Origin of the sequence: Microbacterium sp. NPDC090281, assembly GCF_044769635.1 — a bacterium.
Taxonomy (GTDB): Bacteria; Actinomycetota; Actinomycetes; order Actinomycetales; family Microbacteriaceae; genus Microbacterium.
Genome location: NZ_JBIVYH010000001.1, coordinates 2089288 through 2112515, shown reverse-complemented (window position 1 = coordinate 2112515; position 23228 = coordinate 2089288). Strand labels below are relative to the sequence as shown.

General features: G+C 66.3%; 24 protein-coding genes. 4 read left to right on the top strand and 20 right to left on the bottom strand.

Features of this window, described 5'->3' with window-relative positions; all coding sequences use genetic code 11:
- Window positions 1–40: 40 nt before the first annotated feature.
- The 16 genes from ACIQTX_RS10130 to prmC form a co-directional block, all read right to left on the bottom strand.
- Window positions 41–838 carry a PP2C family serine/threonine-protein phosphatase gene (locus ACIQTX_RS10130; protein WP_105525606.1) on the bottom strand — a complete coding sequence of 266 codons (798 nt, stop codon included), beginning with the start codon at window positions 836–838 and terminating at the stop codon, window positions 41–43.
- An 81-nt stretch (window positions 839–919) separates the two neighbouring features.
- On the bottom strand, window positions 920–1903 hold the full coding sequence (locus ACIQTX_RS10125) for an aldo/keto reductase (protein WP_402971819.1): 984 nt from the start codon (window positions 1901–1903) through the stop codon (window positions 920–922).
- An 89-nt stretch (window positions 1904–1992) separates the two neighbouring features.
- Window positions 1993–2778, bottom strand: a complete 786-nt coding sequence (locus ACIQTX_RS10120; protein WP_402971817.1) for a large exoprotein — start codon at window positions 2776–2778, stop codon at window positions 1993–1995.
- 113 nt (window positions 2779–2891) lie between these two features.
- Complete coding sequence (locus ACIQTX_RS10115) at window positions 2892–3638, bottom strand: YaaA family protein (protein ID WP_402971815.1); 747 nt, start codon at window positions 3636–3638, stop codon at window positions 2892–2894.
- A 77-nt stretch (window positions 3639–3715) separates the two neighbouring features.
- A complete protein-coding gene (locus ACIQTX_RS10110) occupies window positions 3716–3976 on the bottom strand; it encodes a F0F1 ATP synthase subunit epsilon (protein WP_017830988.1) in 261 nt (86 codons plus the stop codon).
- A gap of 2 nt (window positions 3977–3978) precedes the next feature.
- Window positions 3979–5433: a F0F1 ATP synthase subunit beta gene (gene atpD, locus ACIQTX_RS10105; RefSeq protein ID WP_402971813.1), complete on the bottom strand. Its 1455-nt coding sequence runs from the start codon at window positions 5431–5433 to the stop codon at window positions 3979–3981.
- Window positions 5434–5454: 21 nt separating this feature from the next.
- Window positions 5455–6351: a F0F1 ATP synthase subunit gamma gene (locus ACIQTX_RS10100; protein WP_028502883.1), complete on the bottom strand. Its 897-nt coding sequence runs from the start codon at window positions 6349–6351 to the stop codon at window positions 5455–5457.
- Between the two features lie 19 nt (window positions 6352–6370).
- Entirely contained in the window at window positions 6371–8011 is a 1641-nt protein-coding gene (atpA, locus tag ACIQTX_RS10095) for a F0F1 ATP synthase subunit alpha (RefSeq protein ID WP_105525610.1), read from the bottom strand.
- A 47-nt stretch (window positions 8012–8058) separates the two neighbouring features.
- Complete coding sequence (locus ACIQTX_RS10090; RefSeq protein WP_402971810.1) at window positions 8059–8850, bottom strand: F0F1 ATP synthase subunit delta; 792 nt, start codon at window positions 8848–8850, stop codon at window positions 8059–8061.
- Window positions 8850–9404 (bottom strand): F0F1 ATP synthase subunit B, encoded by a 555-nt coding sequence (locus ACIQTX_RS10085; RefSeq protein WP_105525612.1) that lies wholly within the window; start codon window positions 9402–9404, stop codon window positions 8850–8852. The genes ACIQTX_RS10090 and ACIQTX_RS10085 overlap by 1 nt, the downstream gene beginning before the upstream one ends.
- A 27-nt stretch (window positions 9405–9431) precedes the next feature.
- A complete protein-coding gene (gene atpE, locus ACIQTX_RS10080; protein WP_105525613.1) occupies window positions 9432–9668 on the bottom strand; it encodes an ATP synthase F0 subunit C in 237 nt (78 codons plus the stop codon).
- A 43-nt stretch (window positions 9669–9711) separates the two neighbouring features.
- A complete protein-coding gene (gene atpB, locus ACIQTX_RS10075) occupies window positions 9712–10404 on the bottom strand; it encodes a F0F1 ATP synthase subunit A (RefSeq protein WP_258131209.1) in 693 nt (230 codons plus the stop codon).
- 237 nt (window positions 10405–10641) lie between these two features.
- A complete protein-coding gene (locus tag ACIQTX_RS10070) occupies window positions 10642–11160 on the bottom strand; it encodes a hypothetical protein (protein WP_105525615.1) in 519 nt (172 codons plus the stop codon).
- Complete coding sequence (locus tag ACIQTX_RS10065) at window positions 11160–12329, bottom strand: MraY family glycosyltransferase (RefSeq protein WP_402971807.1); 1170 nt, start codon at window positions 12327–12329, stop codon at window positions 11160–11162. The genes ACIQTX_RS10070 and ACIQTX_RS10065 overlap by 1 nt, the downstream gene beginning before the upstream one ends.
- Window positions 12326–13051 (bottom strand): L-threonylcarbamoyladenylate synthase, encoded by a 726-nt coding sequence (locus ACIQTX_RS10060; RefSeq protein ID WP_402971805.1) that lies wholly within the window; start codon window positions 13049–13051, stop codon window positions 12326–12328. The genes ACIQTX_RS10065 and ACIQTX_RS10060 overlap by 4 nt, the downstream gene beginning before the upstream one ends.
- Before the next feature lie 52 nt (window positions 13052–13103).
- On the bottom strand, window positions 13104–13964 hold the full coding sequence (gene prmC / locus ACIQTX_RS10055; RefSeq protein WP_402971803.1) for a peptide chain release factor N(5)-glutamine methyltransferase: 861 nt from the start codon (window positions 13962–13964) through the stop codon (window positions 13104–13106).
- Window positions 13965–14064: 100 nt separating this feature from the next.
- Between prmC and cysK the strand changes: the two genes are divergently transcribed.
- A complete protein-coding gene (cysK, locus tag ACIQTX_RS10050; RefSeq protein ID WP_105525619.1) occupies window positions 14065–15003 on the top strand; it encodes a cysteine synthase A in 939 nt (312 codons plus the stop codon).
- Window positions 15004–15011: 8 nt separating this feature from the next.
- Window positions 15012–15584: a serine O-acetyltransferase EpsC gene (gene epsC, locus ACIQTX_RS10045; protein WP_402971800.1), complete on the top strand. Its 573-nt coding sequence runs from the start codon at window positions 15012–15014 to the stop codon at window positions 15582–15584.
- A 19-nt stretch (window positions 15585–15603) separates the two neighbouring features.
- Here the strand turns inward: epsC and ACIQTX_RS10040 are convergent, their stop codons facing one another.
- Both ACIQTX_RS10040 and ACIQTX_RS10035 read right to left on the bottom strand, forming a co-directional pair.
- Window positions 15604–16011 carry a phage holin family protein gene (locus ACIQTX_RS10040; RefSeq protein ID WP_028502895.1) on the bottom strand — a complete coding sequence of 136 codons (408 nt, stop codon included), beginning with the start codon at window positions 16009–16011 and terminating at the stop codon, window positions 15604–15606.
- A 31-nt stretch (window positions 16012–16042) separates the two neighbouring features.
- Window positions 16043–17587, bottom strand: coding sequence for a CitMHS family transporter (locus ACIQTX_RS10035; protein WP_402971798.1), 1545 nt, complete (start codon window positions 17585–17587; stop codon window positions 16043–16045).
- Window positions 17588–17743: 156 nt separating this feature from the next.
- Here ACIQTX_RS10035 and ACIQTX_RS10030 point away from each other — a divergent pair, with 156 nt between their 5' ends.
- On the top strand, window positions 17744–19390 hold the full coding sequence (locus tag ACIQTX_RS10030) for an ATP-binding protein (protein ID WP_402973027.1): 1647 nt from the start codon (window positions 17744–17746) through the stop codon (window positions 19388–19390).
- Window positions 19387–20040, top strand: coding sequence for a response regulator (locus tag ACIQTX_RS10025; protein ID WP_402971796.1), 654 nt, complete (start codon window positions 19387–19389; stop codon window positions 20038–20040). Before ACIQTX_RS10030 ends, ACIQTX_RS10025 begins: the two co-directional genes overlap by 4 nt.
- 21 nt (window positions 20041–20061) lie before the next feature.
- Here the strand turns inward: ACIQTX_RS10025 and prfA are convergent, their stop codons facing one another.
- Window positions 20062–21141 carry a peptide chain release factor 1 gene (prfA, locus tag ACIQTX_RS10020; RefSeq protein ID WP_028502899.1) on the bottom strand — a complete coding sequence of 360 codons (1080 nt, stop codon included), beginning with the start codon at window positions 21139–21141 and terminating at the stop codon, window positions 20062–20064.
- A 9-nt stretch (window positions 21142–21150) separates the two neighbouring features.
- Window positions 21151–23085: a transcription termination factor Rho gene (rho, locus tag ACIQTX_RS10015; protein ID WP_402971794.1), complete on the bottom strand. Its 1935-nt coding sequence runs from the start codon at window positions 23083–23085 to the stop codon at window positions 21151–21153.
- Window positions 23086–23228 lie beyond the last annotated feature (143 nt).

Sequence of the window (23228 nt, the reverse complement as noted above, 5' to 3'; positions counted from 1 at the left end):
CTGGGCCGTGGAATCAGCGCTGTCCACAGCCCCGGAACGGTTATTCCGTGGTGTTCTCGATTGGGGAGGACGAGTCGCTCTCATCCGCGACCTGGACGATGATGAGGGTCACATTGTCCCTGCCACCGTTCTCCAACGCCGCAGCGAGCATCGCATCGGCGGCCTCACCCGGGTCACCGTGCTCCCGCAGGAAGTGCTGGATGCCGTAGTCGGTGAGCTCCTTGGTCAGCCCGTCGGAGCAGATGACGAATCGGTCACCAGGGCGCACATCGATCGACACGTAGTCGGGTGCCGTGAGCTCGCTCGCCCCGACCGCCCGGGTGATGACGTTGCTGTAGGGGTGCCCTTCAGCCTCTTCAGGACTGAGCTTGCCTGCCGTGATCAGTTCCTGCACGACGGAGTGATCCGTCGTGATCTGAACCAGTCGATCGTCGCGGAGCAGGTACACGCGGGAGTCGCCGATGTTCAGAGCGGTCCAATGCGCCTCCTCACCGACGGTGTCGAAATAGACACCGGTGAGCGTCGTTCCCGTGCCCTCGTCGGTCGTCTCCGGATGGTCCGCGATGTCACCGACCGCCAGCTCGAGCGCATTCTCGATCACTGAGTGGTTGACCTCGCCTGCGGAGACCACGGCCTGGAGCCTCGCAACCGTGCTCTGGCTCGCGATCTCGCCACCGGCATGGCCGCCCATACCGTCTGCGACGATGAACAGAGGATACTCGGCAAGGAAAGCGTCCTGGTTCGTCTCTCTGCGGCGCCCTTGATCGGTGATACCCGACCAGGACAGCAACAGCGGGCGCTGCGCAACCGTGATGCGGTGCGTCTTCGTCTCAGCCACGTGCTGCCTCCGATGGACCTGCGACGGATCGGGCGGTTGCAGGATACTCACACATCGTAGTAGAAGTCGCTCCCACCGCGGTCACACTCGCGCGCCGGGATCGACAGGAAGCGGAAACAGATCGTCGATGATCGCGAGCTCGAGAGCATCCGGACGCCAGGCGTCGCCTGCCGCCGCGTTCGCTTCGACCTGTGCAGCCGAGGTCGCTCCGGCGATGACGCTCGAGACAGCCGAGTGAGACAGCAGCCAGCCGAAAGACGCCTCCACCATGCTGATGCCGCGCTCATCGCAGAAGCTGCGGAATGCGTCGAGAGCATCCCAGGGTGCGCTCTCCCACACATGGCGACGCGCCGACATGATCCGGCTGGACTCCGGCCCTCCCTCACGACTGAACTTTCCTGTGAGCAGGCCATTGTGCAGAGGGAAGTAGGGGAAGAATCCGAGCTGGTACCGCTCCACCGCAGGCAGTACTTCCCGCTCAGCAGCTCGCGCGAGCAGGGAGTAGTGGTTCTGCGCGGAGATGAATCTGCCGGTCGAGCGCTCCCTCGTCGTGAACTCCGCCTCAGTAATCTGCCAACCCGTGAAATTGGAATGCCCGAAGTAGCGGATCTTGCCCTCGCGCACGAGGTCATCGAGCGCATCGGTGGTCTCTGCGATCGGCGTCTCCGGGTCGGGAAGATGCAGCTGATAGAGATCGATCCAGTCCGTGCGCAGCCGCCTCAAGGACTCATCGACGGCGCGCCGTACATATCGCCGCGAGCCGCGCGCCGCGGGGAACGCATAGCCCATGTCGCGTTCCTGACCGAACTTGGTCGCGAGCACCACACGCTCGCGACGCCCCTCGAGGGCTTCTCCCATCAAAGTCTCGCTCGCGCCGGGCACTGCCCCGTACATGTCGGCGGTGTCGAAGAAGGTGACACCGTTGGCGAGAGCCGCGTCGATCACCTCGCGCGTGCCTGCCAGTGTCTCAGTCGCTGTTCCGGCCCGCCCGAAGTTGTTGCAGCCGAGGCCGGTGGATGAGACGAGAAGACCAGAGGCACCGACACGGCGCTGTGACAAGAGCATGCATTCCACGTTAGTGGCCCCTGCCGATCCAAGGCCATCCGGAACAGCACAGAGCCCCCGACCGAAGTCGAGGGCTCTGTTTCAGACGATCACGCCGGAGGCTGCGTGGGATCCGTCGGCGGTGCCGGCGGAGCTGCGGGCGGTGCCGGCGGAGCTGCAGGCGGCGCGGTGGGAGGTGCCGGCGGGGCCGTCGGCGGTGCTGCCGGAGGAGCCGGCGGAGTCGTCGGCGGCACCGGGGGCACGGGAGCACCTGTCGCGGGGGCCGCAGGACCAGCCGGCGGAGCGTATCCGGGCTGCGCCGGCGGTGCATAGCCCGGCTGCGCGGGCGGGGCGTAGCCCTGAGGCGCACCGTATCCCGGAGCCGCTGCAGGAGCGGGCTTGGGCTGGACCGGGATTCCCTGCCAGACCGTGTTGTCGCCGAGGAAGCCGTTGTTCGCCCACGGAGCGGGCGCGACATTCGTGTTCCAACGCGACTTGTCGAAGGCGTTGATACCCAGCCAGATGAGCACGCCGACGCCGGGGATCAGACCGAACAGGATCCAGACGGCATCCTTCTGCAGCTTGAGGCCCACACGCCATCCGACGATGACGAGGACCGCGATGTAGGCGATCCACGAGATGTAGTTGAGAATCGGGATGACGTTGATGACGATGGCACCCAGCATCACCCACGGTGAGACGTCACCGAGCTTGGCGAGGACCATCGCGTTGTAGACGGGCACCCACGCCCGCCACTTGCCTTCGACTCCGGCCTTCTCGAAGATCTTCATCAGGAAGAGCGACGAGAGGATGTAACCCGCTGCCGCGAAGATGAGGCCGAAGACGATCAGGATGCCGAAAACGGCCAACGAGCCTGTGTCGTAATAGTCGTACATGATCCCCTCCGGATCCGGTGTACGGCACAGATCGCGCCGCGTGACAACCATAGCGGGACATCACAAGCGGGCAAAGGGCCCACGCGGAGTGATTCACACGCGGACATCCGCGGTCACTCTTCGACGACCAGCTCCAGAACATCCGGCTGCTCGCCGTCGCGGAGGACGATCCCCTTCTTCTTCGCCCACGAGTGGAACCCGCGTAGGGAACCGACGCGCGGGCGGTCCTCGGCGATCGCACGCACGAGCAGACCCTTGGACTTCTTGTTGAAGTGGTTGAGGGCACGTCCGTGCGCGGTCACGACCCGGACATAGGCCGACGGCACCGCCACCGGCACAGGACCGAGAGCCACATATGCTTCGCTCCGCAGGTCGAGCACGAACGAAGGCGCCTCCTCCTCGATCGCCGCAGATGTGACTTCCGCCCAATGCCGACGCAGCGCAGGGATCCCCGGGAGCGAGATGCCGGCCGCGAGCCGGTAGGTCGGCACCGCGTCGAGTGCCCCGACGGGCCCCAGTGGAGCACTGTGGATCCAGACATGCTCCCCCAGCCACCGACGGGATGCGGTGGAGAGGGTACGGGCATCGAGAGCGTCGAAGAGCACGCCCGTGTACCGGTCGATCGCGGGCATGGTGGGCGCGGACTTCACCTCGCGATTGTGCACGACGTCGCCACGCTGCCGCTCGCTCAGTTTGAGCACTCGACGCGCAGCATCCTCATCTGCGGCGAGATCGATCAGGGCTTCGAGAACAGCGGAGCGATGCTCATTCAAAGACGGAAGTGCGAGCGCGCCGAGGTCGAGCGGTGAGCCGTCACCGCCTTCGCGTTTCGTCTCCGACGGAGGGAGCAGGATCTTCATGACACCTCGGGGATGCAGACGCGTCCGCCTCGGAACCCACGAGGGGTGCCGAGGCGGACGCGACGAAACGGTAGTTGCTAGGCGATGAGAGCCGCGTTGCCGGCAACGATCGTCAGGGTGTCGCCCTCCATGGAGAGGAACCCGTCCTGTGCGTTGGCCAGCACCTTGGTGCCATCCGACTGCGTGATGCGGACCTGGCCTTCGGCGAGGATGGCCAGCACCGGCTCATGGCCGGTCATGAAGCCGATCTCACCCTCGACGGTCTTGGCGACCACGAGGCTCGCCTCTCCCGTCCAGACCTCCGCGTCTGCGGAGACGAGGCTGACATGCAACGCCATGGTCAGCCGTTCTCCTTCTGGATCTTCGCCCACTGCTCTTCGACGTCGGAGATGCCACCGACGTTGAAGAAGGCCTGCTCGGCCACGTGGTCGAAGTCACCGCGGGTGATCGCGTCGAACGACTCGATGGTCTCCTTCAGCGGGACGGTCGAACCCTCGACGCCCGTGAACTTCTTGGCCATGTAGGTGTTCTGCGAGAGGAACTGCTGGATACGACGTGCACGCGACACGACGATCTTGTCTTCCTCGGAGAGCTCGTCGACACCGAGGATCGCGATGATCTCCTGCAGTTCCTTGTTCTTCTGGAGGATCTGCTTGACCGTCGTGGCGACGCGGTAGTGGTCCTCGCCCAAGTAGCGGGGGTCCATGATGCGCGACGTCGAGGTCAGCGGGTCGATGGCCGGGTACAGACCCTTCGATGCGATCTCACGAGAGAGCTCGGTCGTCGCGTCGAGGTGGGCGAACGTGGTCGCCGGAGCCGGGTCGGTGTAGTCATCGGCGGGAACGTAGATCGCCTGCAGCGAGGTGATCGAGTGACCGCGCGTCGAGGTGATGCGCTCCTGGAGCACACCCATCTCATCGGCCAGGTTCGGCTGATAACCCACGGCGGAGGGCATGCGGCCCAGCAGCGTGGAGACCTCGGAACCGGCCTGCGTGAAGCGGAAGATGTTGTCGATGAAGAGCAGCACGTCCTGCTTCTGCACGTCACGGAAGTACTCCGCCATCGTCAGAGCCGAGAGGGCGACGCGCAGACGCGTTCCCGGCGGCTCGTCCATCTGGCCGAAGACGAGGGCCGTCTTGTCGAAGACACCCGCCTCTTCCATCTCGTGGATCAGGTCGTTGCCCTCACGGGTGCGCTCACCGACACCGGCGAACACCGACACACCACCGTGGTCCTGCGCGACGCGCTGGATCATCTCCTGGATGAGGACGGTCTTGCCGACACCGGCGCCACCGAACAGACCGATCTTTCCACCCAGCACGTACGGCGTCAGGAGGTCGATCGACTTGATGCCGGTCTCGAACATCTGAGTCTTGGACTCGAGCTGGTCGAAGTTCGGCGCCTTGCGGTGGATCGGCCAGCGCTCGGTGACCTCGATCGTCTCGCCGGGCTCGATGTTGAGCACCTCGCCGATGACGTTGAAGACCTTGCCCTTGGTCACGTCGCCGACGGGGACCGAGATGGCCTCGCCGGTGTCGCGGACTTCCTGGCCACGGACGATGCCGTCGGTCGGGTTCAGTGCGATGGCGCGGACGAGGTCGTCGCCGAGGTGCTGAGCGACCTCGAGCGTGATCTCGGTGGACTCTTCGCCCATCGCGATCGTGGTCTTCAGCGCGTTGTAGATGTCGGGGATCGAGTCATGAGGGAACTCGATGTCGACAACCGGACCGTTGACGCGTGCGACGCGCCCGACGACCGCGGTCGCCGGCTGGTCAGCCGGAGCGGTGAGGGTCATTTTCGTCTCTTTCCTGATGGTCTATTTGCTCGAGAGGGCGTCGGCGCCGCCGACGATCTCGGCGATCTGCTGCGTGATCTCCGCCTGACGCGCGTTGTTGCGCAGGCGGGTGTAGTCGGTGATGAGCTTGTCGGCGTTGTCGCTGGCCGACTTCATCGCCTTCTGCGTCGCCGCCTGCTTTGCGGCAGACGACTGCAGGAGAGCGTTGAAGACACGGCTCTGGATGTACACCGGCAGGATGGCGTCGAGAACGGTCTCGGCATCCGGCTCGAACTCGTACAGCGGGTAAACGGTGTTACCGGCTTCCGACTCATCGGCTTCCGTGATCTCCAGCGGGAGCAGACGCACGGACTCGGGCGACTGCGTCATCATGCTGACGAAACGGTTGTACACGAGGTGGATCTCATCCACGCCGCCGTCCAGTCCCCCACGGGAGAATGCTTCGAGCAGCGTGGCCGAGATCTCCTCGGCGGTGTGGAACGTCGGGGTGTCGGTGTCACCTGTCCACTCCGCAGCGGCGGCGAGGCGACGGAACTGGAAGTATCCGACCGCCTTGCGACCGACGAGGTAGAAGACGGGCTCCTTGCCCTGCCCACGCAGGAGCTCAGCCACCTCGAGACCCTCACGGAGGATCTGCGAGTTGAAGGCTCCTGCGAGACCGCGGTCCGAGGAGAAGATCACGACCGCAGAGCGGGTGATGTTCTCGGACTCGCGGGTCAGCGGGTGATCCACGTTCGAGTGCGTCGCGACGGCCGACACGGCCCTCGTCACGGCTCGCGCGAAGGGTGTGGACGCTTTGACGCGTGCCATCGCCTTCTGGATGCGCGAAGCCGCGATGAGTTCCATCGCCTTCGTGATCTTCTTGGTCGTCTGAGCAGAAGAGATCTTCTGCTTGTAGACCCTGAGTTGAGCGCCCATATGTCAGTACCTCACGCGGTTACGCGCGACGACCCTTGACGATCTTCTCCTGGTTGACGTCCTCAGCCTCGGCTGCAGCGTGCTCCTCGTGGCCCGGAGCGCCGATGCCGGCACCCTTGCCACCCTGGAACTCCAGGATGAACGCGTCGGTGTGCTTCTCGAGCTCTGCGACCGTGTCGTCGTCGAGGACGTTGGTCTCGCGCAGGGTGTCGAGCACCTTGGTGTTGCGACGCAGGTAGTCCAGCAGCTCGCGCTCGAAGCGCAGAACATCGGAGACCTCGAGCGAGTCGAGCTTGCCCTTGGTTCCGGCCCAGATCGAGACGACCTGCTCTTCGACGGGGTACGGCGAGTACTGCGGCTGCTTGAGCAGCTCGGTGAGGCGCGCACCGCGGGAGAGCTGACGACGCGAAGTCGCGTCGAGGTCGGATGCGAACATCGCGAAGGCTTCGAGCGAGCGGTACTGCGCGAGCTCCAGCTTCAACGTGCCCGAGACCTTCTTGATCGACTTGACCTGCGCGTCACCACCGACTCGCGAGACCGAGATACCCACGTCGACGGCCGGACGCTGGTTGGCGTTGAAGAGGTCGGACTGAAGGAAGATCTGGCCGTCGGTGATCGAGATCACGTTGGTCGGGATGTACGCCGAGACATCGTTCGCCTTGGTCTCGATGATCGGAAGACCCGTCATGGAACCGGCGCCGAGCTCGTCGGACAGCTTCGCGCAACGCTCCAGCAGACGCGAGTGCAGGTAGAAGACGTCACCCGGGTAAGCCTCGCGGCCCGGCGGGCGGCGCAGGAGGAGGGAGACGGCACGGTAGGCCTCAGCCTGCTTCGACAGGTCGTCGAAGATGATGAGGACGTGCTTGCCGCCGTACATCCAGTGCTGACCGATGGCGGAACCCGTGTAAGGAGCCAGGTACTTGAAGCCGGCGGGGTCGGATGCCGGAGCTGCCACGATCGTGGTGTACTCCAGGGCACCGGCCTCTTCGAGCGCACCCTTCACCGAAGCGATGGTGGAGCCCTTCTGACCGATGGCGACGTAGATGCAGCGAACCTGCTTGTTGACGTCGCCCGACTCCCAGTTGGCCTTCTGGTTGATGATCGTGTCGATCGCGATGGCCGTCTTGCCGGTCTGGCGGTCGCCGATGATCAGCTGACGCTGGCCACGGCCGACCGGGATCATCGCATCGATGGCCTTGATGCCGGTCTGCATCGGCTCGTGCACCGACTTGCGCTGCATGACGCCGGGCGCCTGCAGCTCGAGTGCGCGAACGCTCTCGGTCTCGATCGCGCCAAGTCCGTCGATCGGGTTGCCGAGCGGGTCGACCACGCGGCCGAGGTAGCCGTCGCCGACCGGAACCGAGAGGACCTCGCCGGTACGGGTGACTTCCTGACCTGCCTGGACACCGGTGAACTCGCCGAGGACGACGACACCGATCTCGTGCTCGTTGAGGCTCTGTGCGAGACCCTTGGTGCCGTCGGCGAAGATCACGAGCTCGTTCGCCATGACGCCGGGAAGTCCCTCGACGTGCGCGATGCCGTCGGCGGCGTCGATGACGGTGCCGACCTCGGTCGCCCCGGCCCCGGAGGGCTCGTATGCTGCGGCGAAGTCCTTCAGCGCGTCACGGATGACGTCGGGGCTGATCGATAGTTCTGCCATTGTCTTCCCTTTGTATCTGGGTGCGCGGTTCCCCGCGCGAAGTCGTGTTAGCCCGCGAGCTTCTGGCGAAGGTCTGCGAGTCGTGCGGAGATGCTGCCGTCGATGACGTCATCGGCGATCTGCACTCGCAGACCTCCGACGACAGCAGGGTCGATGACGACGTTGAGGGATACCTGACCGGCGTAGCGACGCGAGAGCGAGTCGCTGAGACGGGCGCGCTGCGCGTCGCTGAGGGCTGCCGCGGTGTGCACCGTGGCGACAACGCGGCCGCGCTGGCTCGAGACGATGCTCATCGCCCGATTCAGAAGTCGCCGAACACGGCGCCCGCGCGGCTGGCGCACGAGAGACGTGATGATCAACTTCGAGGCCGCACCGGTGGAGCCTGCGGCCAGCAGACGCTCTACGAGCGCGACCTTCGCTTCTTCTCCCCCGAGGCGGCTGCCCAGGGCGAGCTCGAGCTCGGGATTGGTCGCGATCACACGAGAGAAGCTGAACAGCTCTCCCTCGATGTCCGTGCCCGGCTCCGCGATCGCTGCGGCGCTGATCGCGAGTTCCTCGATACCGTCCACCAGCTCACCGGCGTTCGACCAGTGCTCAGCGACAGCAGCCTTGAGAACACTCAGAGCGTCTGCAGAGAACCCGCCGAACACCGCGGCGACGACGGACTGTCGTGCCGCGGCGGGAGCGGAAGGATCAGCAAGCGCGCCGCTCAGCTGGGACGACCCGCTCACGGCACCGGCGGCAGCGAAGAGCTCCCGCGCGGTGTCGAGGGAGACGTCCTTCGCTGCGGCAAGCGTCTTGATGGATGCCGCGAGTGCCTGAGTGGTCGCGCTGCCCATTACTGAGCCGCCTTCTCGGATGCCTCGAGCTCGGCGAGGAAGCGGTCGACGACAGCCGTCGCACGTGCGTCATCGGAGAGCGTCTCACCGACCACGCCACCGGCGAGGTCGATCGCGAGCGTTCCGACCTCGCTGCGCAGCGACACCAGAGCGGTCTGACGCTCTGCCTCGATCTGCGTGTGCGCGGTGGCGGTGATGCGTGCAGCCTCGGTGGATGCGGCATCCTTCGCCTCGGCGACGATCTTCTTGCCGTCCTCGCGGGCGGCCTCACGGATCTCGCCGGCCTCGGTACGCGCCTCAGCGAGCTGACGCGTGTACTCCTCGAGTGCCGCCTCCGCCTGCTTCTGCGCCTCGTCGGCCTTGGCGATGTTGCCCTCGATGGCGGCGGACCGCTCATCGAGCATCTTCGTCAGCTTGGGAAGGGCGACCTTCCACACGACGAGGAGGATGACGATGAACCAGAGGCCCGACCAGATGATGTCGTACCACGCAGGGATGAGAGGGTTGTTCGGCTCACCCTCTGCTGCGAGGTTCGTGACAAGAGCGTTCAGCATCCTGTCTCCTTCAGAAGTCGGTGAGGATTACGGGAAGGGGATGAATGCGACGGCGATGCCGACGAACGCAAGCGCCTCGGTGAAGGCGATACCGATCCACATGAGGACCTGGAGACGGCCGGCCAGCTCGGGCTGACGGGCGACGCCCTCGATGGTCTTGCCGACGACGATGCCGACGCCGATGGCCGGGCCGATGGCTGCGAGACCGTAGCCGACAGTTCCGAGGTGACCGTTGATTTCAGCGAGAACCGTAGTAGCGTCCACGGGTTTTTCCTTTCGTTGGGTGGGAAGGCTGATGCCTACCCGCTCAGTGCTCTTCTGCGACCGCGAGCTGGATGTAGACCGCGGTGAGGACGGTGAAGACGTATGCCTGGAGAACGGCGACCAGAATCTCGAAGAGAGTGAAGGCGCCGCCGAAGGCGAGGGTTCCGACACCGAGTGCGGCCCAGCCGCCGCCTGCGGTGAAGAAGAAGAACTGGGTCGCGGAGAACGCGAGGACCAGGATCATGTGCCCGACGACCAGGTTCATGAGAAGACGCAGCGTCAGTGTGACGGGGCGCAGGATGAACGTCGAGATGAGCTCGATGATCGCCACGATCGGCAGCGCTGCCGCAGGAACGCCCTGGGGGAACAGCGAGTTCTTGAAGAACTTGAAACCGTGGCGCTTCATGCCGGCGTAGATGAAGGTCACGTAGCTGACGACTGCGAGCGTGAGCGGAACGGCGACGATGGCCGTTCCCGGCATGTTCAGGAACGGGATGATCCCCGTGATGTTCATGAACAGGACCATGAAGAAGATCGTGGTCAGGATCGGCAGGAAGCGGTCGCCGTCCTTGCGCCCGAGCATGTCGTGGGCGACATTGGTCCGGACGAAGCCGAGCCCCATCTCGGTCAGGCTCTGGAAACGCCCCGGCACCACCTTCATGCGGCGGGTGCCGAGCCAGAGGAACAGCACCACGGCGATCACCGCGAGCAGCTGCACCAGATGGATCCGGTTCACAGGGATGGGTCCGACGTAGAAGAGGATCTCAGGGAAGAAATCGTCGATCGAAGGGCCGTGGAACTCGCCGTCGGAGGCGAGTCGGGGGGTCAGGGTCGCAGCAAGATTGAACAGCGCGGGCTCCAGCTTCGGGGCACCGGTCTAAACCGGGGCGACGATGGTCGGTGTGCTACACAGCGCAAGCGCTCGCGGGCGAGCGGCGGGCACGTTTCAACACTATCAGAATCTGAGGGTCCCCTAAGACCGCGGGCCGCCGTCGACGGGTCCTTCTTCGATGTGATTCGCCGCACCGGGGGCCCGGTCTTCGGGGACCTCGGTCGGGAGCGAGATGTCGCTGACGTTCGGCAGGCGCATGCTGGTGAGCACGATCACATCGATTGCGAGCGACATCAGCACGCCCGCGACGATCGAGAGGAAGAACACCATCGGCTGCAGCCACGGTTGCCCGGCGAGCAGGATCATCGCGACGACGAAAAGCCCGAGCTTGAGCAGCCAGCCTCCGAGGACGATGGCGAAGAACAGCTGCACGTAGATCGGATCGCCGTACCAGCGATTGGCGATCAAGATGCTGGCGCCTGTGATGGAGAGGAAGAGTGCAGCCAGCAGCACGCCGAGCAGCCCGCTCACGAGCCCCTCCCCCTGAGCGACGAGGAAGCCGATGCCACCCGCGACGACCGCGAGCACCACGGTGGCGACTCCCGACCAGATGAGGGTGCGGCGGAGGATCGGTGTACTGGAAACGGGGCTCGGGCTCATCAGGACTCCACGGGTGTCGGATCGGGTTCGGCATCCGCTGCGCTCTTACTGCGGCGGGTGGGGCTCAGCGTGACGACGAGGCAGGCGGCGATGCCCACGACCCCGAAGCCGACTCCCGGCAGATACTGACCGGGCCAGTCCTCCCGAGCACCGACATACATGAGCAGGACGGCAAGCGAGACGACCGCAGTCCAGGCGTAGAAGATGAGCACGGCGTCACGGTCGCGGTGTCCGAGATCGAGCATCCGGTGATGCAGGTGCTTCCGGTCGGGCGAGAACGGGGATCGTCCGGCGCTCATCCGTCGCAGCACTGCGAGCCCGAAGTCGAGAAGGGGCAGCAGGACGACGAGCAGGGGAAGCAGGATCGGCAGGAACGCACCCACCAGCTGCGAACGCCCGAGACGCTCGGGATCGAGGGCAGACGGGTCCATCTGCCCGGTGATCGCGATCGCCGACGTCGCCATCAGCAGACCCATCACCAGTGCTCCGGAGTCGCCCATGAACAGCTTCGCCGGGCTCCAGTTCAAAGGGAGGAAGCCGAGGCATGCCCCGATGAGGACGGCCGCGATGAACGTGGAGAGATTGAAGTAGCTGGAGGCGCCCGAGTCGCGCGTGAAGATGTAGGAGTACGCGAAGAAGACGCCGTTCGAGATCAGGCACACCCCCGCGACGAGTCCGTCGAGGCCGTCGATGAAGTTCACCGCGTTCATCACGATGACGATCGCGAACATGGTGATGGTGATGCTCAGCCAGCTCGAGACCACGATCAGGTCGCCGAACGGCAGCGACAGGATCTGCAGTCCGCCGCCGACCGTGATGATCCCGGCGGCAAGGAACTGGGCGCCCAGCTTGATCATCCAGTCGATGTCCCAGAGATCGTCCACCACGCCGATGATCGCGATCAGCAGTGAGGCTCCGAGGATCGACCACATGGTCTGCGGCGGGATCCAGATGCTCTGGAAGAAAGGGTTCAGGGCGGAGAACCCGAATGCTGCGGCGATGCCGAGGAAGATCGCGACACCGCCGAGGCGAGGCTTGGGAGTGGTGTGCACATCACGATCACGGATCGCGGGGTACAGCTTGAACCGGAGGCTCAGCTTCCACACCGCCCAGGTCAGCGCGAACGTGATCGCAGCGGTGAGGAGGATCGTGAAGAGATACTGCTTCACGAATCCCCGTCCTGCTCCTGCGCATGCTCGTGACCCGAGTGCTGCTCCTCGGGCTCGAGCAGATCGCCGAGCACCTCCTGCAGCTGTTCACGGGTCACTGCGCCTTCTCGGAGGATGCGCACGACCCCGGGTTCGGAATCCGCGCCCCGACGTACCAGAGAGGTCGCGTCGACGATGGTGGAGGCGATGCCGTCCTTGCTCAGACCGTCTGCGAGGTAGACCGCGACGCTGTCGCCCAGCATCTTCTCGGCGTCCAGGGCCGAGATGGCGGCGGCCTGGCCGGTGAGGTTCGCACTGGAGACGGCGAGAGGACCGGTCTCGGCCAGCAGTTCGAGGGCGACGCGTCCTTCCGGCATCCGGACCGCCACGGTTCCGAGGGTCTCCCCGAGGTCCCACACCAGCGAGGGCTGCGCGGGAAGCACGATCGTGAGTCCGCCCGGCCAGAACGCCTCGACGAGACGCTCCACCGGCTCGGGAACGGACTCGGCCAGGGCAGCGAGCGTCTCCTTCGTGCCGATCAGCACGGGCGGCGGCTGATCGCGACCTCGGCCCTTCGCGTCCAGCAGCCGCTGGACGGCGGTCGCGGAGAAGGCGTCGGCGGCGACGCCGTACACCGTGTCTGTGGGGATGACGATGAGGTCGCCACGGCCGATCGCCTGGCGCGCGTGGCGCATGCCGGCGAGCAGCTGCGACTCGTCGCTGCAGTCGAAGATGGTTGACATGACGGTTCGATTCTATGCGGCACGGATGATGCGGATGCTCTGAGTCAGCTGATCAAGGTCGGAGCGCGGTGGTGGTGCGATCCCGCGAGGTCAGGTCGCGATGCGTCGATGCCGCACGCCAGCCGTCTGCGGTGAGGATCTCTCTGATCGATTCCCCCTGCAGTTCGCCGTGCTCGATGACGAGCAGACCACCGGAGCGCAGCAAGCGGAGGGCCCGCGAGCTGAGGACCCGCACGATGTCGAGGCCGTCCTCTCCCCCGTACAGCGCCATGGCCGGGTCGAAGAGCCGTACCTCGGGATCGCGCGGGATGGCGGCGTCCGGCACGTACGGCGGATTCGAGATGACCACGGATGCCGTGCCGTCGAGCTCGGGGAACGCCTCGCCGAGGTCCGAAAGGATGAGCGTGAGGTTCTCGACCCCCTCGACGTTCCGGCTGGCCCAGGCATGAGCGTCTTCGGAGAGCTCAGCGGCGAAGATGCGCGCGTGCGGCACCTCGGTGGCCATCGCGAGGGCTATCGCGCCGCTGCCGGTGCCGAGATCGACGCCGATCGGTGCGGGTTCGGCCGAGTTCAGCAGTTCGTCGATCGCGTACTGCACGACGGTCTCGGTCTCGGGCCGCGGCACGAAGACTCCGGGCCCCACCGACAGCTCGAGATGCCGGAACGGCGCGGTGCCGGTGATGTGCTGCAACGGCTCTCGCGCCGCCCGCCTGTCCACCAGGGCGTCCAGTGTCGCAGCAGCCTCGTCGTCGATGCCGTCGCCGCGGATGATCGCCGCTTGAATCTCGCCCCGACGGTGGCCGAGCACGTGGCCTGCGAGAAGCTCGGCGTCGACGAGTGGATCCGGGACTCCGGCGTCAGCCAGGCGCTGCGCCGTCGAGCGGACGACCGCGGCGAGGGAGATGTCAGACATGGGTTCAAGCGTAGAGTGCGAGCAGCCGTCACAAAGCCTCCTCCATAGGTCCCCTCCCCTAGGCTGGTCCGGCAGCGACCCCCGCACAGGAAGGCTCCTCATGCCCGGTATCCACTCCGACATCACGACCGCTTTCGGCAACACGCCGCTCGTTCGCCTGAACCGGGTGACCGAGGGCCTCGGGGCCACCGTTCTCGCCAAGCTCGAGTACTACAACCCGGCCTCGAGCGTGAAGGACCGCATCGGCATCGCGATGATCAACGCCGCCGAGGCATCGGGCGAGCTCCTCCCCGGGGGAACGATCGTGGAGTCGACCAGCGGCAACACCGGAATCGCCCTCGCGATGGTCGGCGCCGCACGCGGCTACCGCGTCATCCTGACGATGCCCGCCTCGATGTCGAAGGAGCGTCGGATCCTGCTGAAGGCGTTCGGCGCGGAGATCGTACTCACCGACCCCACCAAGGGCATGAGCGGGGCGATCGAGGAGACCAAGCGCATCGTCGCCGAGACTCCCGGTGCGATCTGGATCCGCCAGTTCGAGAACGCAGCGAACCCGCAGATCCACCGCGAGACCACGGCGCAGGAGATCCTCCGCGACACCGACGGCGCCGTCGACATCCTCGTGGCCGGCGTCGGCACCGGCGGAACCGTGACAGGTACCGGCCAGGCGCTCAAGGCCGCGAAGCCCGGCGTCCAGGTGATCGCCGTGGAGCCCAAGGACTCACCCGTCCTCACCGAGGGACACCCCGGCCCGCACAAGATCCAGGGCATCGGCCCGAACTTCGTCCCCGACGTGCTCGACCGCGAGGTGCTCGACGAGATCCTCACCGCCGAGTTCGACGAGTCCATCCGTGTCGCGCGTGAGCTCGCCGCCAAGGAGGGCCTGCTCGTCGGCATGTCGTCCGGTGCGGCCGTCGCCGCCGCACTGAAGGTCGCGGCCCGTCCCGAGAACGCCGGCAAGACGATCGTCGTCATCATCCCCGACACCGGTGAGCGCTACCTCTCCACCGCGCTGTTCGAGGACCTGCGCGAAAGCTGAGACCGTCGATGGGCATGATCGGGCGAATGCGCGAGGACATCGCGGCGGCTCGCCTCAGGGATCCGGCCGCGCGCAGCGGCGTCGAGGTCGCTCTGCTGTACCCCGGACTGCACGCCATCTGGGCGCACCGCATCTCGCACGCGCTCTGGCGCCGTCGCCTGCGCCTGCTCGCACGTGCAGGCTCGCAGGTCTCGCGCTGGCTGACCGGGATCGAGATCCACCCCGGCGCGCGGATCGGCCGACGCTTCTTCATCGACCACGGCATGGGCGTGGTGATCGGCGAGACCGCAGTGGTGGGTGACGACGTGATGCTCTACCACGGCGTAACGCTCGGCGGACGCACACGAACCTCGGGCAAACGGCATCCCACGCTCGGAAACGGGGTGGCGGTGGGCGCCGGCGCCAAGATCCTCGGCGCCGTCACGATCGGGGCAGGCTCCGTGGTCGGTGCGAATGCGGTGGTCACTCGTGATGCCCCGGCCGACAGCATCCTCGTCGGCGTCCCGGCGAAGCCTCGTCATCGCACGGTCGGCGAAGACACCAGGGCCCTGCTCACCGCGCCGGACCACTACACGATCTGAGCAGGCCGGAGCCTGAGGCCTACTTGCGTGCGGTCTTGACCGACTCGACCTTCTTGCGAAGGAAGATGAGCGGGAGCAGGACGCTGCCGAGGGCCGTGATCAGCCACACGATGACCGACCCGAGCAGCCAGCCGGTCAGATCGGTGATCCGCAGTCCTCCGATGGGCAGCAGCACGACGATGATGAGGGAGATCAGCGTCGAGAAGATCCCGATGCCGCCCATCAGCACCGGCGCGTAGCGTGTGGCGATCTTGCCCACCCAGGGCGAGAGCACGCTCTGCAGGATCGCGAAGATCAGGATGCAGATGACGAAGCCCCACCACTTGTCCCACTCGATCTCGAAACCATCGAGCAGGAGGTCTGCGGCGATGAGGCCGAGACCGGCGGACACGACGTACATCAGGCCGCGGAACAGAAGTGTGATCACGGGCTGAGCATATCGCCCCGCATGCCGAGACTCACTGCGCCACGAAGAACGGGACGGCACCGGTCAGGATGCCGACAGCGAGCATGACCAGCGACACGATCACCGCGCGCCACAGCACCTTGCGGTGGTGGTCACCGAGGTTCACGCTCGCAAGCGAGACCAGGAGCAGGATCGCCGGCACGAGCGGGCTCTGCAAATGCACGGGCTGACCGGTGATCGATGCCCTCGCCATCTCGACCGGGTCGATGCCGAAGCTCGCCGCACTCTGCGCGAGCACGGGGAGGATGCCGAAGTAGAACGCGTCGTTCGACATGAAGAAGGTGAACGGGATCGACAGGACACCCGTGATCGGGGCGAGGAACGGGCCGAGCGCCGGCGGGAGCACGTTCGTGATCCAGGTCGCCATCGCATCGACCATCCCCGTACCGGTGAGAACGCCCACGAGGACTCCGGCTGCGATGACCATGGAGACCACACCCACGATGCTCGGTGCGTGCGCGACGATCTCCGACGCCTGATCTTTGATGCCCCGGAAGTTGATGACCAGCGCGATGCCGGCACCCACCATGAACACGTAGGGCAGCGGGAGGATGTCGAGCACCAGGAGCACCATCACCGCGACCGTGAGCACCAGGTTGAACCAGATGAGCTTCGGGCGGAGGGTCGGGCGAGCAGGATCCAACATCGTGTCTGCCATCGCGGTGTCGGCGGGATCGACGTTCGCCGCTGAGACCGGAGCGCGTCCACCGGCGACGACCACGAGGTTGCCCGTGCGCAGCGAGGCACGCGCGCCCGGCTTGGGCTCAGCGCCCCGGAAGATCTTCGGCACCGTCGACAGGGAGCCGCCGTCGGCACCCGCGAGCAGCCCATCGGAGCCGAGGCGACCGAGTCGACGGCGCTCCTGGAGTCCCAGAATCCACGCGAAGCCGAGCGTCACGATGAGACCTGCCCCGAGTGCAGGGAGCATTGGCACGAAGATGTCGGTCGGCTGCAACCCGAGCGCGGTCGCTGCGCGCACGGTGGGACCGCCCCACGGCACGATGTTCAACGTGCCGTTCATGAGGCCTGCCACGCAGGTGAGCACGACGGGGCTCATGCCCAGACGGAGGTAGATCGGCAGCATCGCCGAGGTGGTGATGATGAACGTCGTCGAACCGTCGCCGTCGAGCGAGACGGCACCGGCGAGGATCGCCGTTCCGAGCACGACCTTCGCGGGATCGTCTCCGAGCAGACGGGTGATCAACCTGATGAGCGGGTCGAACAGCCCGACATCGATCATGATGCCGAAGAACATGATCGCGAACATCAGCAACGCCGCAGTCGGCGCCATCGTGCCGATCGAGTCGAGGATCATGTCACCGAGGCCGAGGCCTGCCCCGGCGAAGAGTCCGAACGCGGTCGGAACGAGGATCAGGGCGACCATGGGCGTGAGGCGCTTCGTCATGATGAGCGTCATGAACGCGAGGACCATCGTGAACCCGAGGAGCACCAGTACCCACTCTGGCGGCACGAACGCCACATCGTACGTCGGCGCCTCTTCGGCGGCCGCGAACAGGCCGGTGAGTGCAGCGGGCATGCATTGACTCCTTCGTCATCGCTCCGTCGTCGACGACGGATCCCGATGAGACTAGGCAATCCTCGAGCTCCGGGTGCGGTATCCCGCATTCACGGCCCTTGTGCGCGTAGCGTGAGTTCTGCGCATATTGCGCACGGAAGGAGCACGGTGTCAGAGATGACAACGACCAGGCCGCGGTTCGCCACGCGCGCGCTGCTGCTGCACCTCGCCACCGTCGCTCTCGTCGTCGCGCTCTGCACCGGCGTCTATCTACTGCTCGCCGTCCAGCAGTTGCGGGCCGAGGCCGAATCCACCGCTCTGGGCATCGCCAGAACCGTGGCGGAGGATCCACAGGTGCGCGCCGAAGTCACCCGCATCTCCTCCTCGGACAGCGAGCCCGATGCCGATGCACTCCGCAACGGCAGCCTGCAGCGCATCTCCACCGATGTCACCTCGCGCACGGGGGCGCTTTTCGTCGTGATCACCGACGACAACGGCATCCGCCTCTCCCATCCCACACCTTCACGCATCGGCGAGGAGGTGAGCACCCCGTACGAGGAGGTGCTCGCCGGCGCGGAGGTCGTCGACTGGCAGACCGGCACCCTCGGCGAGTCCGCACGGGCGAAGGTACCGGTCCGCGACGCGGCCGGGACTCCGGTCGGCGAGGTCAGTGTCGGGTTCGAACGGGCCGGAGTCTTCGATGACCTCCCGCCGCTGCTCGCCGTGATCGGCTGCACGGCGATCGGCGCGCTGGGTCTGGCCTTCCTTGCGTTCCTCCTGCTGCGGCGTCGCTGGGAGCGGCTGACCCTCGGAGTTCAACCGGAAGAGCTCGTGGCACTGGTTCAGAACCAGACCGCGGTGCTCGACGGAGTGGACGACGGAGTGATCGCCATCGACGCGCAAGGGGTGGTGCGGGTGAGCAATGCCGCCGCCGATCGTCTGCTCGATCTCGACGACCCCGTGGGCCGCCCCCTCGACGCCCTCGGTCTTCCCGCGGCCGTACTCGCTGCCGCGCGTGGAGCGATCACGCGCTCCAATGCAATCGTCGGCGACCGGATGCTCTATCTCGACTCGCGTCCTGTGGAGCGCCAGGGCCTCGCGCTCGGCGAAGTGCTGATCGTGCGCGATCGCACCGACCTCGTCGCGCTGACGGAACGCCTGGAGACGGTCCGGACCATGACCGCGGCGTTGCGCGTGCAGCGGCACGAGTTCGCGAACCGCATGCACGTCGCAGCCGGACTCATCGATGCCGATCGGATATCGGATGCTCGCGCCTTCCTCGGCGAGCTCGTGGAACGCGGATCAGTCGCCTTTCCGGTCTCGGGTCTCCACCTCCTCGGGGATCCGTTCCTGCACTCCTTCCTCGGCACCAAGGGCGTGGAGGCGAGTGAGCGAGGTGTCGCGCTGCGGATCGCGGAGGACACCCAGCTGATCGGGAGTGTGATCGAAGCGGAAGACGTCGCGGCCGTTCTCGGCAACCTCGTCGACAATGCCGTGACTGCGGCCGTGTCGGGTGGCCGAGAACCGCGCTGGGTGGAGGTCGCGGTGCTGGACGACGGAGATGCGCTCGTATTCACCGTCTCCGACTCGGGAGCCGGTCTCGGTGACACCGACCAGGCAGCAACCGGACGAGCGGATGACGATACCGCTGACCGCGTGCACGGGCATGGGATTGGCCTGCCTCTCGCCACGGAGATCGCCCGCCGGAGCGGGGGCGATCTCTGGGTGATCGATCCAGGCGGTGACGACCATGGCGCAGTCTTCGCTGCCCGTATCGGCGGAGCCGTCGACCTGTCCCACGGCGAAAAGAAGGAGAAGAAATGACCGAGCCCCTCCGCGCGCTCATCCTCGACGATGATTTCCGCGTGGCCCAGCTGCACCAGAACATCGTCGACGATCACCCTGGCTTCACGGTGACCGAGACGGTGCGCTCGCTGGCCGAGGCTCGGGAGAGCATCCGCTCCTCGCGTCCCGACCTCCTCATCGCGGATGTCTTCCTCCCTGACGGGGACGGCATCGCACTGGTGCGTGACTCCGGAGTCGACGCGATCCTCATCTCGGCGGCCGACGATGCCCCGACAGTGCGCCGAGCTCTGAGGTCCGGTGCGGTGGGCTATCTCGTGAAGCCGTTCGAGCGGAGAGCTCTGTCAGGACTCCTCGACCGGTACTCCCGCTATCGCAACCTCCTCGCCGGCGACCGACCTCTCCGCCAGGAAGACCTCGACAGGGCACTCGCGATCCTGCACGGTGCGGGTGAGTCGATATCGATGTCGCGCTCGGCGACGGAGCAGCTCGTGCTCGCCGCGCTCGGCGACGAGGAGGCCTCGGCGGCAGAGGTCGGCGAACGCGTCGGCATCTCGCGGGCCACTGCACAGCGGCATCTGGCCGCATTGGCGGCCAGGACGATCGTGGAGGTACGCCTCAACTACGGCGCGACCGGACGCCCCGAGCATCGGTACGCAGCGCGCACCTGAGCCGAAGCGACGACGCGCTCGTCAGGAATCGGACCCGACCGCAGCCAGACGTGCTTCCTCGTCGGTCGTGATCGCGCTCTCGATCAGCGGATCGAGTGCCCCGTCCATCACCTGGTCGAGGTTGTAGGCCTTGAAGCCGGTGCGGTGATCCGCGATCCGGTTCTCCGGGAAGTTGTAGGTGCGGATGCGCTCAGAACGATCCATGCCGCGGATCTGCGACCGGCGAGCGTCGGATGCCGCAGCGTCCAGCTCTTCCTGCTGCCTCGCGAGCAGGCGGGCACGCAGCACGCGCATACCGGCTTCACGGTTCTGCAGCTGAGACTTCTCGTTCTGCATGGAGACGACGATGCCCGTCGGCACGTGCGTGATGCGGACGGCGGAGTCGGTCGTGTTCACCGACTGGCCGCCGGGCCCGGACGAGCGGAAGACGTCGATCTTGAGATCGTTCTGGTCGATCTGGATCTCTTCCGGCTCATCGACCTCAGGGAACACCAGCACACCGGTGGTGGAGGTGTGGATGCGGCCCTGCGACTCCGTGGCCGGCACACGCTGCACGCGGTGCACTCCGCCTTCGTACTTCAGGTGCGCCCAGACCCCTTGCGCCGGATCGGACGACGAGCCCTTGATCGCGACCTGAACATCCTTGTAGCCGCCGAGGTCGGACTCGTTGCGCTCCAGCAACTCGGTCTTCCAGCCCTTGGAGGCCGCGTACTGGATGTACATGCGCAGCAGATCGGCGGCGAACAGTGCGGACTCCGCACCGCCCTCCCCCGCCTTGATCTCCATGATCACGTCACGGGCATCATCCGGGTCGCGAGGGATCAGCAGACGCCGCAGACGCTCCTGAGAGTGCTGCAGCTCCTCCTCCATCGCCGGGATCTCCGCGGCGATCGACTCATCCTCGCGAGCGAACTCGCGCGCCGTCTCGAGGTCATCGGTCGCGGCGACCCATGCCTCGTACGCGGCGACGATCCGAGACAGCTCGGCGTAGCGACGATTGACGCGCTTCGCACGGGCGGCGTCGGCGTGCACCGCCGGGTCGGAGAGTTCCTCCTGCACCCGGCGATGCTCGTCGATCAGAGTCTGGACGGACTCGAACACGTCAGCGGCTCAGCGGATGTTGTTGTCGTGCCCGTGCGCGCCCGAGGGGAGCGTGGGGATCGACTTCTGCATCTGCACGAGGAACTCGACGTTCGAGTTGGTCTCCTTGAGCTTGCCGAGCACGACCTCGAGGGCCTGCTGCTGGTCGAGGCCGGCGAGGGCGCGACGCAGCTTCCACGTGATCTTGACCTCATCGGCCGAGAGCAGCATCTCTTCGCGGCGGGTGCTGGACGCGTTCACGTCGACCGCCGGGAAGATGCGCTTGTCCGCGAGGGCGCGGGACAGACGAAGCTCGCTGTTTCCGGTGCCCTTGAACTCCTCGAAGATGACCTCGTCCATCTTGGAGCCGGTCTCGACCAGCGCCGTGGCGAGGATCGTGAGGGATCCGCCGTTCTCGATGTTGCGCGCAGCACCGAAGAAGCGCTTGGGCGGGTACAGCGCCGAAGCGTCGACTCCACCGCTGAGCACGCGGCCGGAAGCGGGAGCCGCCAGGTTGTATGCCCGGCCGAGACGCGTGATCGAGTCGAGCAGCACGACGACGTCGCGACCGAGCTCGACGAGACGCTTCGCGCGCTCGATGGCGAGCTCGGCGACCGTGGTGTGGTCTTCTGCCGGACGGTCGAACGTCGAGGCGATGACCTCGCCCTTGACCGAGCGCTCCATGTCGGTGACCTCTTCGGGGCGCTCGTCGACAAGCACGACCATGAGGTGGACCTCGGGGTTGTTCTGGGCGATCGCGTTGGCGATCTGCTGCAGGACGATGGTCTTACCGGCCTTGGGCGGCGCGACGATGAGACCGCGCTGGCCCTTGCCGACCGGGGCGACCAGATCGATGATGCGCTGCGTCAGCTTCTCGGGCGCCGTCTCCATGCGCAGGCGCTCCTGCGGGTAGAGCGGGGTGAGCTTGCCGAACTCCACGCGGGTGGCCGCGTCATCGATCGAGAGGCCGTTGATCGAGTCGACCTTGACGAGGGCGTTGTACTTCTGGCGGCCCTGCTGCTCGCCCTCACGGGGCTGCTTGATGGAGCCGACGACCGCGTCGCCCTTGCGGAGGTTGTACTTCTTGACCTGTCCGAGCGAGACGTAGACGTCGCTGGGGCCAGCGAGGTAGCCGGTCGTGCGGACGAAGGCGTAGTTGTCGAGGACGTCGAGGATGCCGGCGATCGGGATCAGGACATCGTCCTCGCCGATCTCGGTGTCGAACTCGTCGGTCGGAACCCCGGTGCGGCGCTTGTTGCGCTGACGGTTGCGGTTGTTGCCACCGGCCTGGTCGTCGTCGGCCGCGGGCTGAGCCTGCTGCTGCTCCTGCGCCGCGCCGTTCTGTCCGCGTCCGCGGTTGCGGCTGCGGCTGCGGTTGCGACCGCGGCCACCCTGCTCCTCGCCACCTTCGGACGAGTCGGAGTCACCGTTCTGCTGAGCCTCGGCGGGCGCGGCGTCGGAGGTGGACTCCGCGGCCGGCTCTGCGGCGGGGGCCTCGGCGTCTGCAGCGGGCTTCTGCGCACCACGACGACCACGGCCGGTCGACTTGGGGGCGGTTTCCGCCGGAGCTTCGGTCACGGCCTCGGCTGCAGGCGCTTCCGCGGGAGCGGCCTCAGCGGCAGGAGCCTCGGCATCCGCCTTCTTCGCACGGCTGCGACGAGGGGCCTTCGCCTTCGGGGCGGCTTCGGTCGCCTCAGCGCCCGCCGGAGCGGACGCGGGGGCTGCCGTTTCAGGTGCGGCGTCGGACTTCGGCGCTGCCTTCTCAGCCTTCTCAGCCTTCGCGGCCTCGGCCTTCTCGGCCTTCGCCGCCGCCGTTGCGGTGCTCGCACGACGCGGTGCGCGCTTTCGCGGCGGGGCGGCCTCGGTCGTCGATGCTGCAGCTGACGCAGGCGCTTCGGCTGCAGGAGCCGACTGGTCGTTCTGGGTCTCGGAGAGGTTCTCCACGAGTACTCCCTTATATGTCATGGGGAATGAGCGTTGAACGCACACAACGGGTGCTGCGCGCGATCGCACGGGCTGACGCTCGGCGCCAGCCAGCCTTGGCACGTGTGCCACAGGGATTTGCGTGCGGGTCTTGCAAGAGTTGCAATGGGGCCAGATTCACGTAG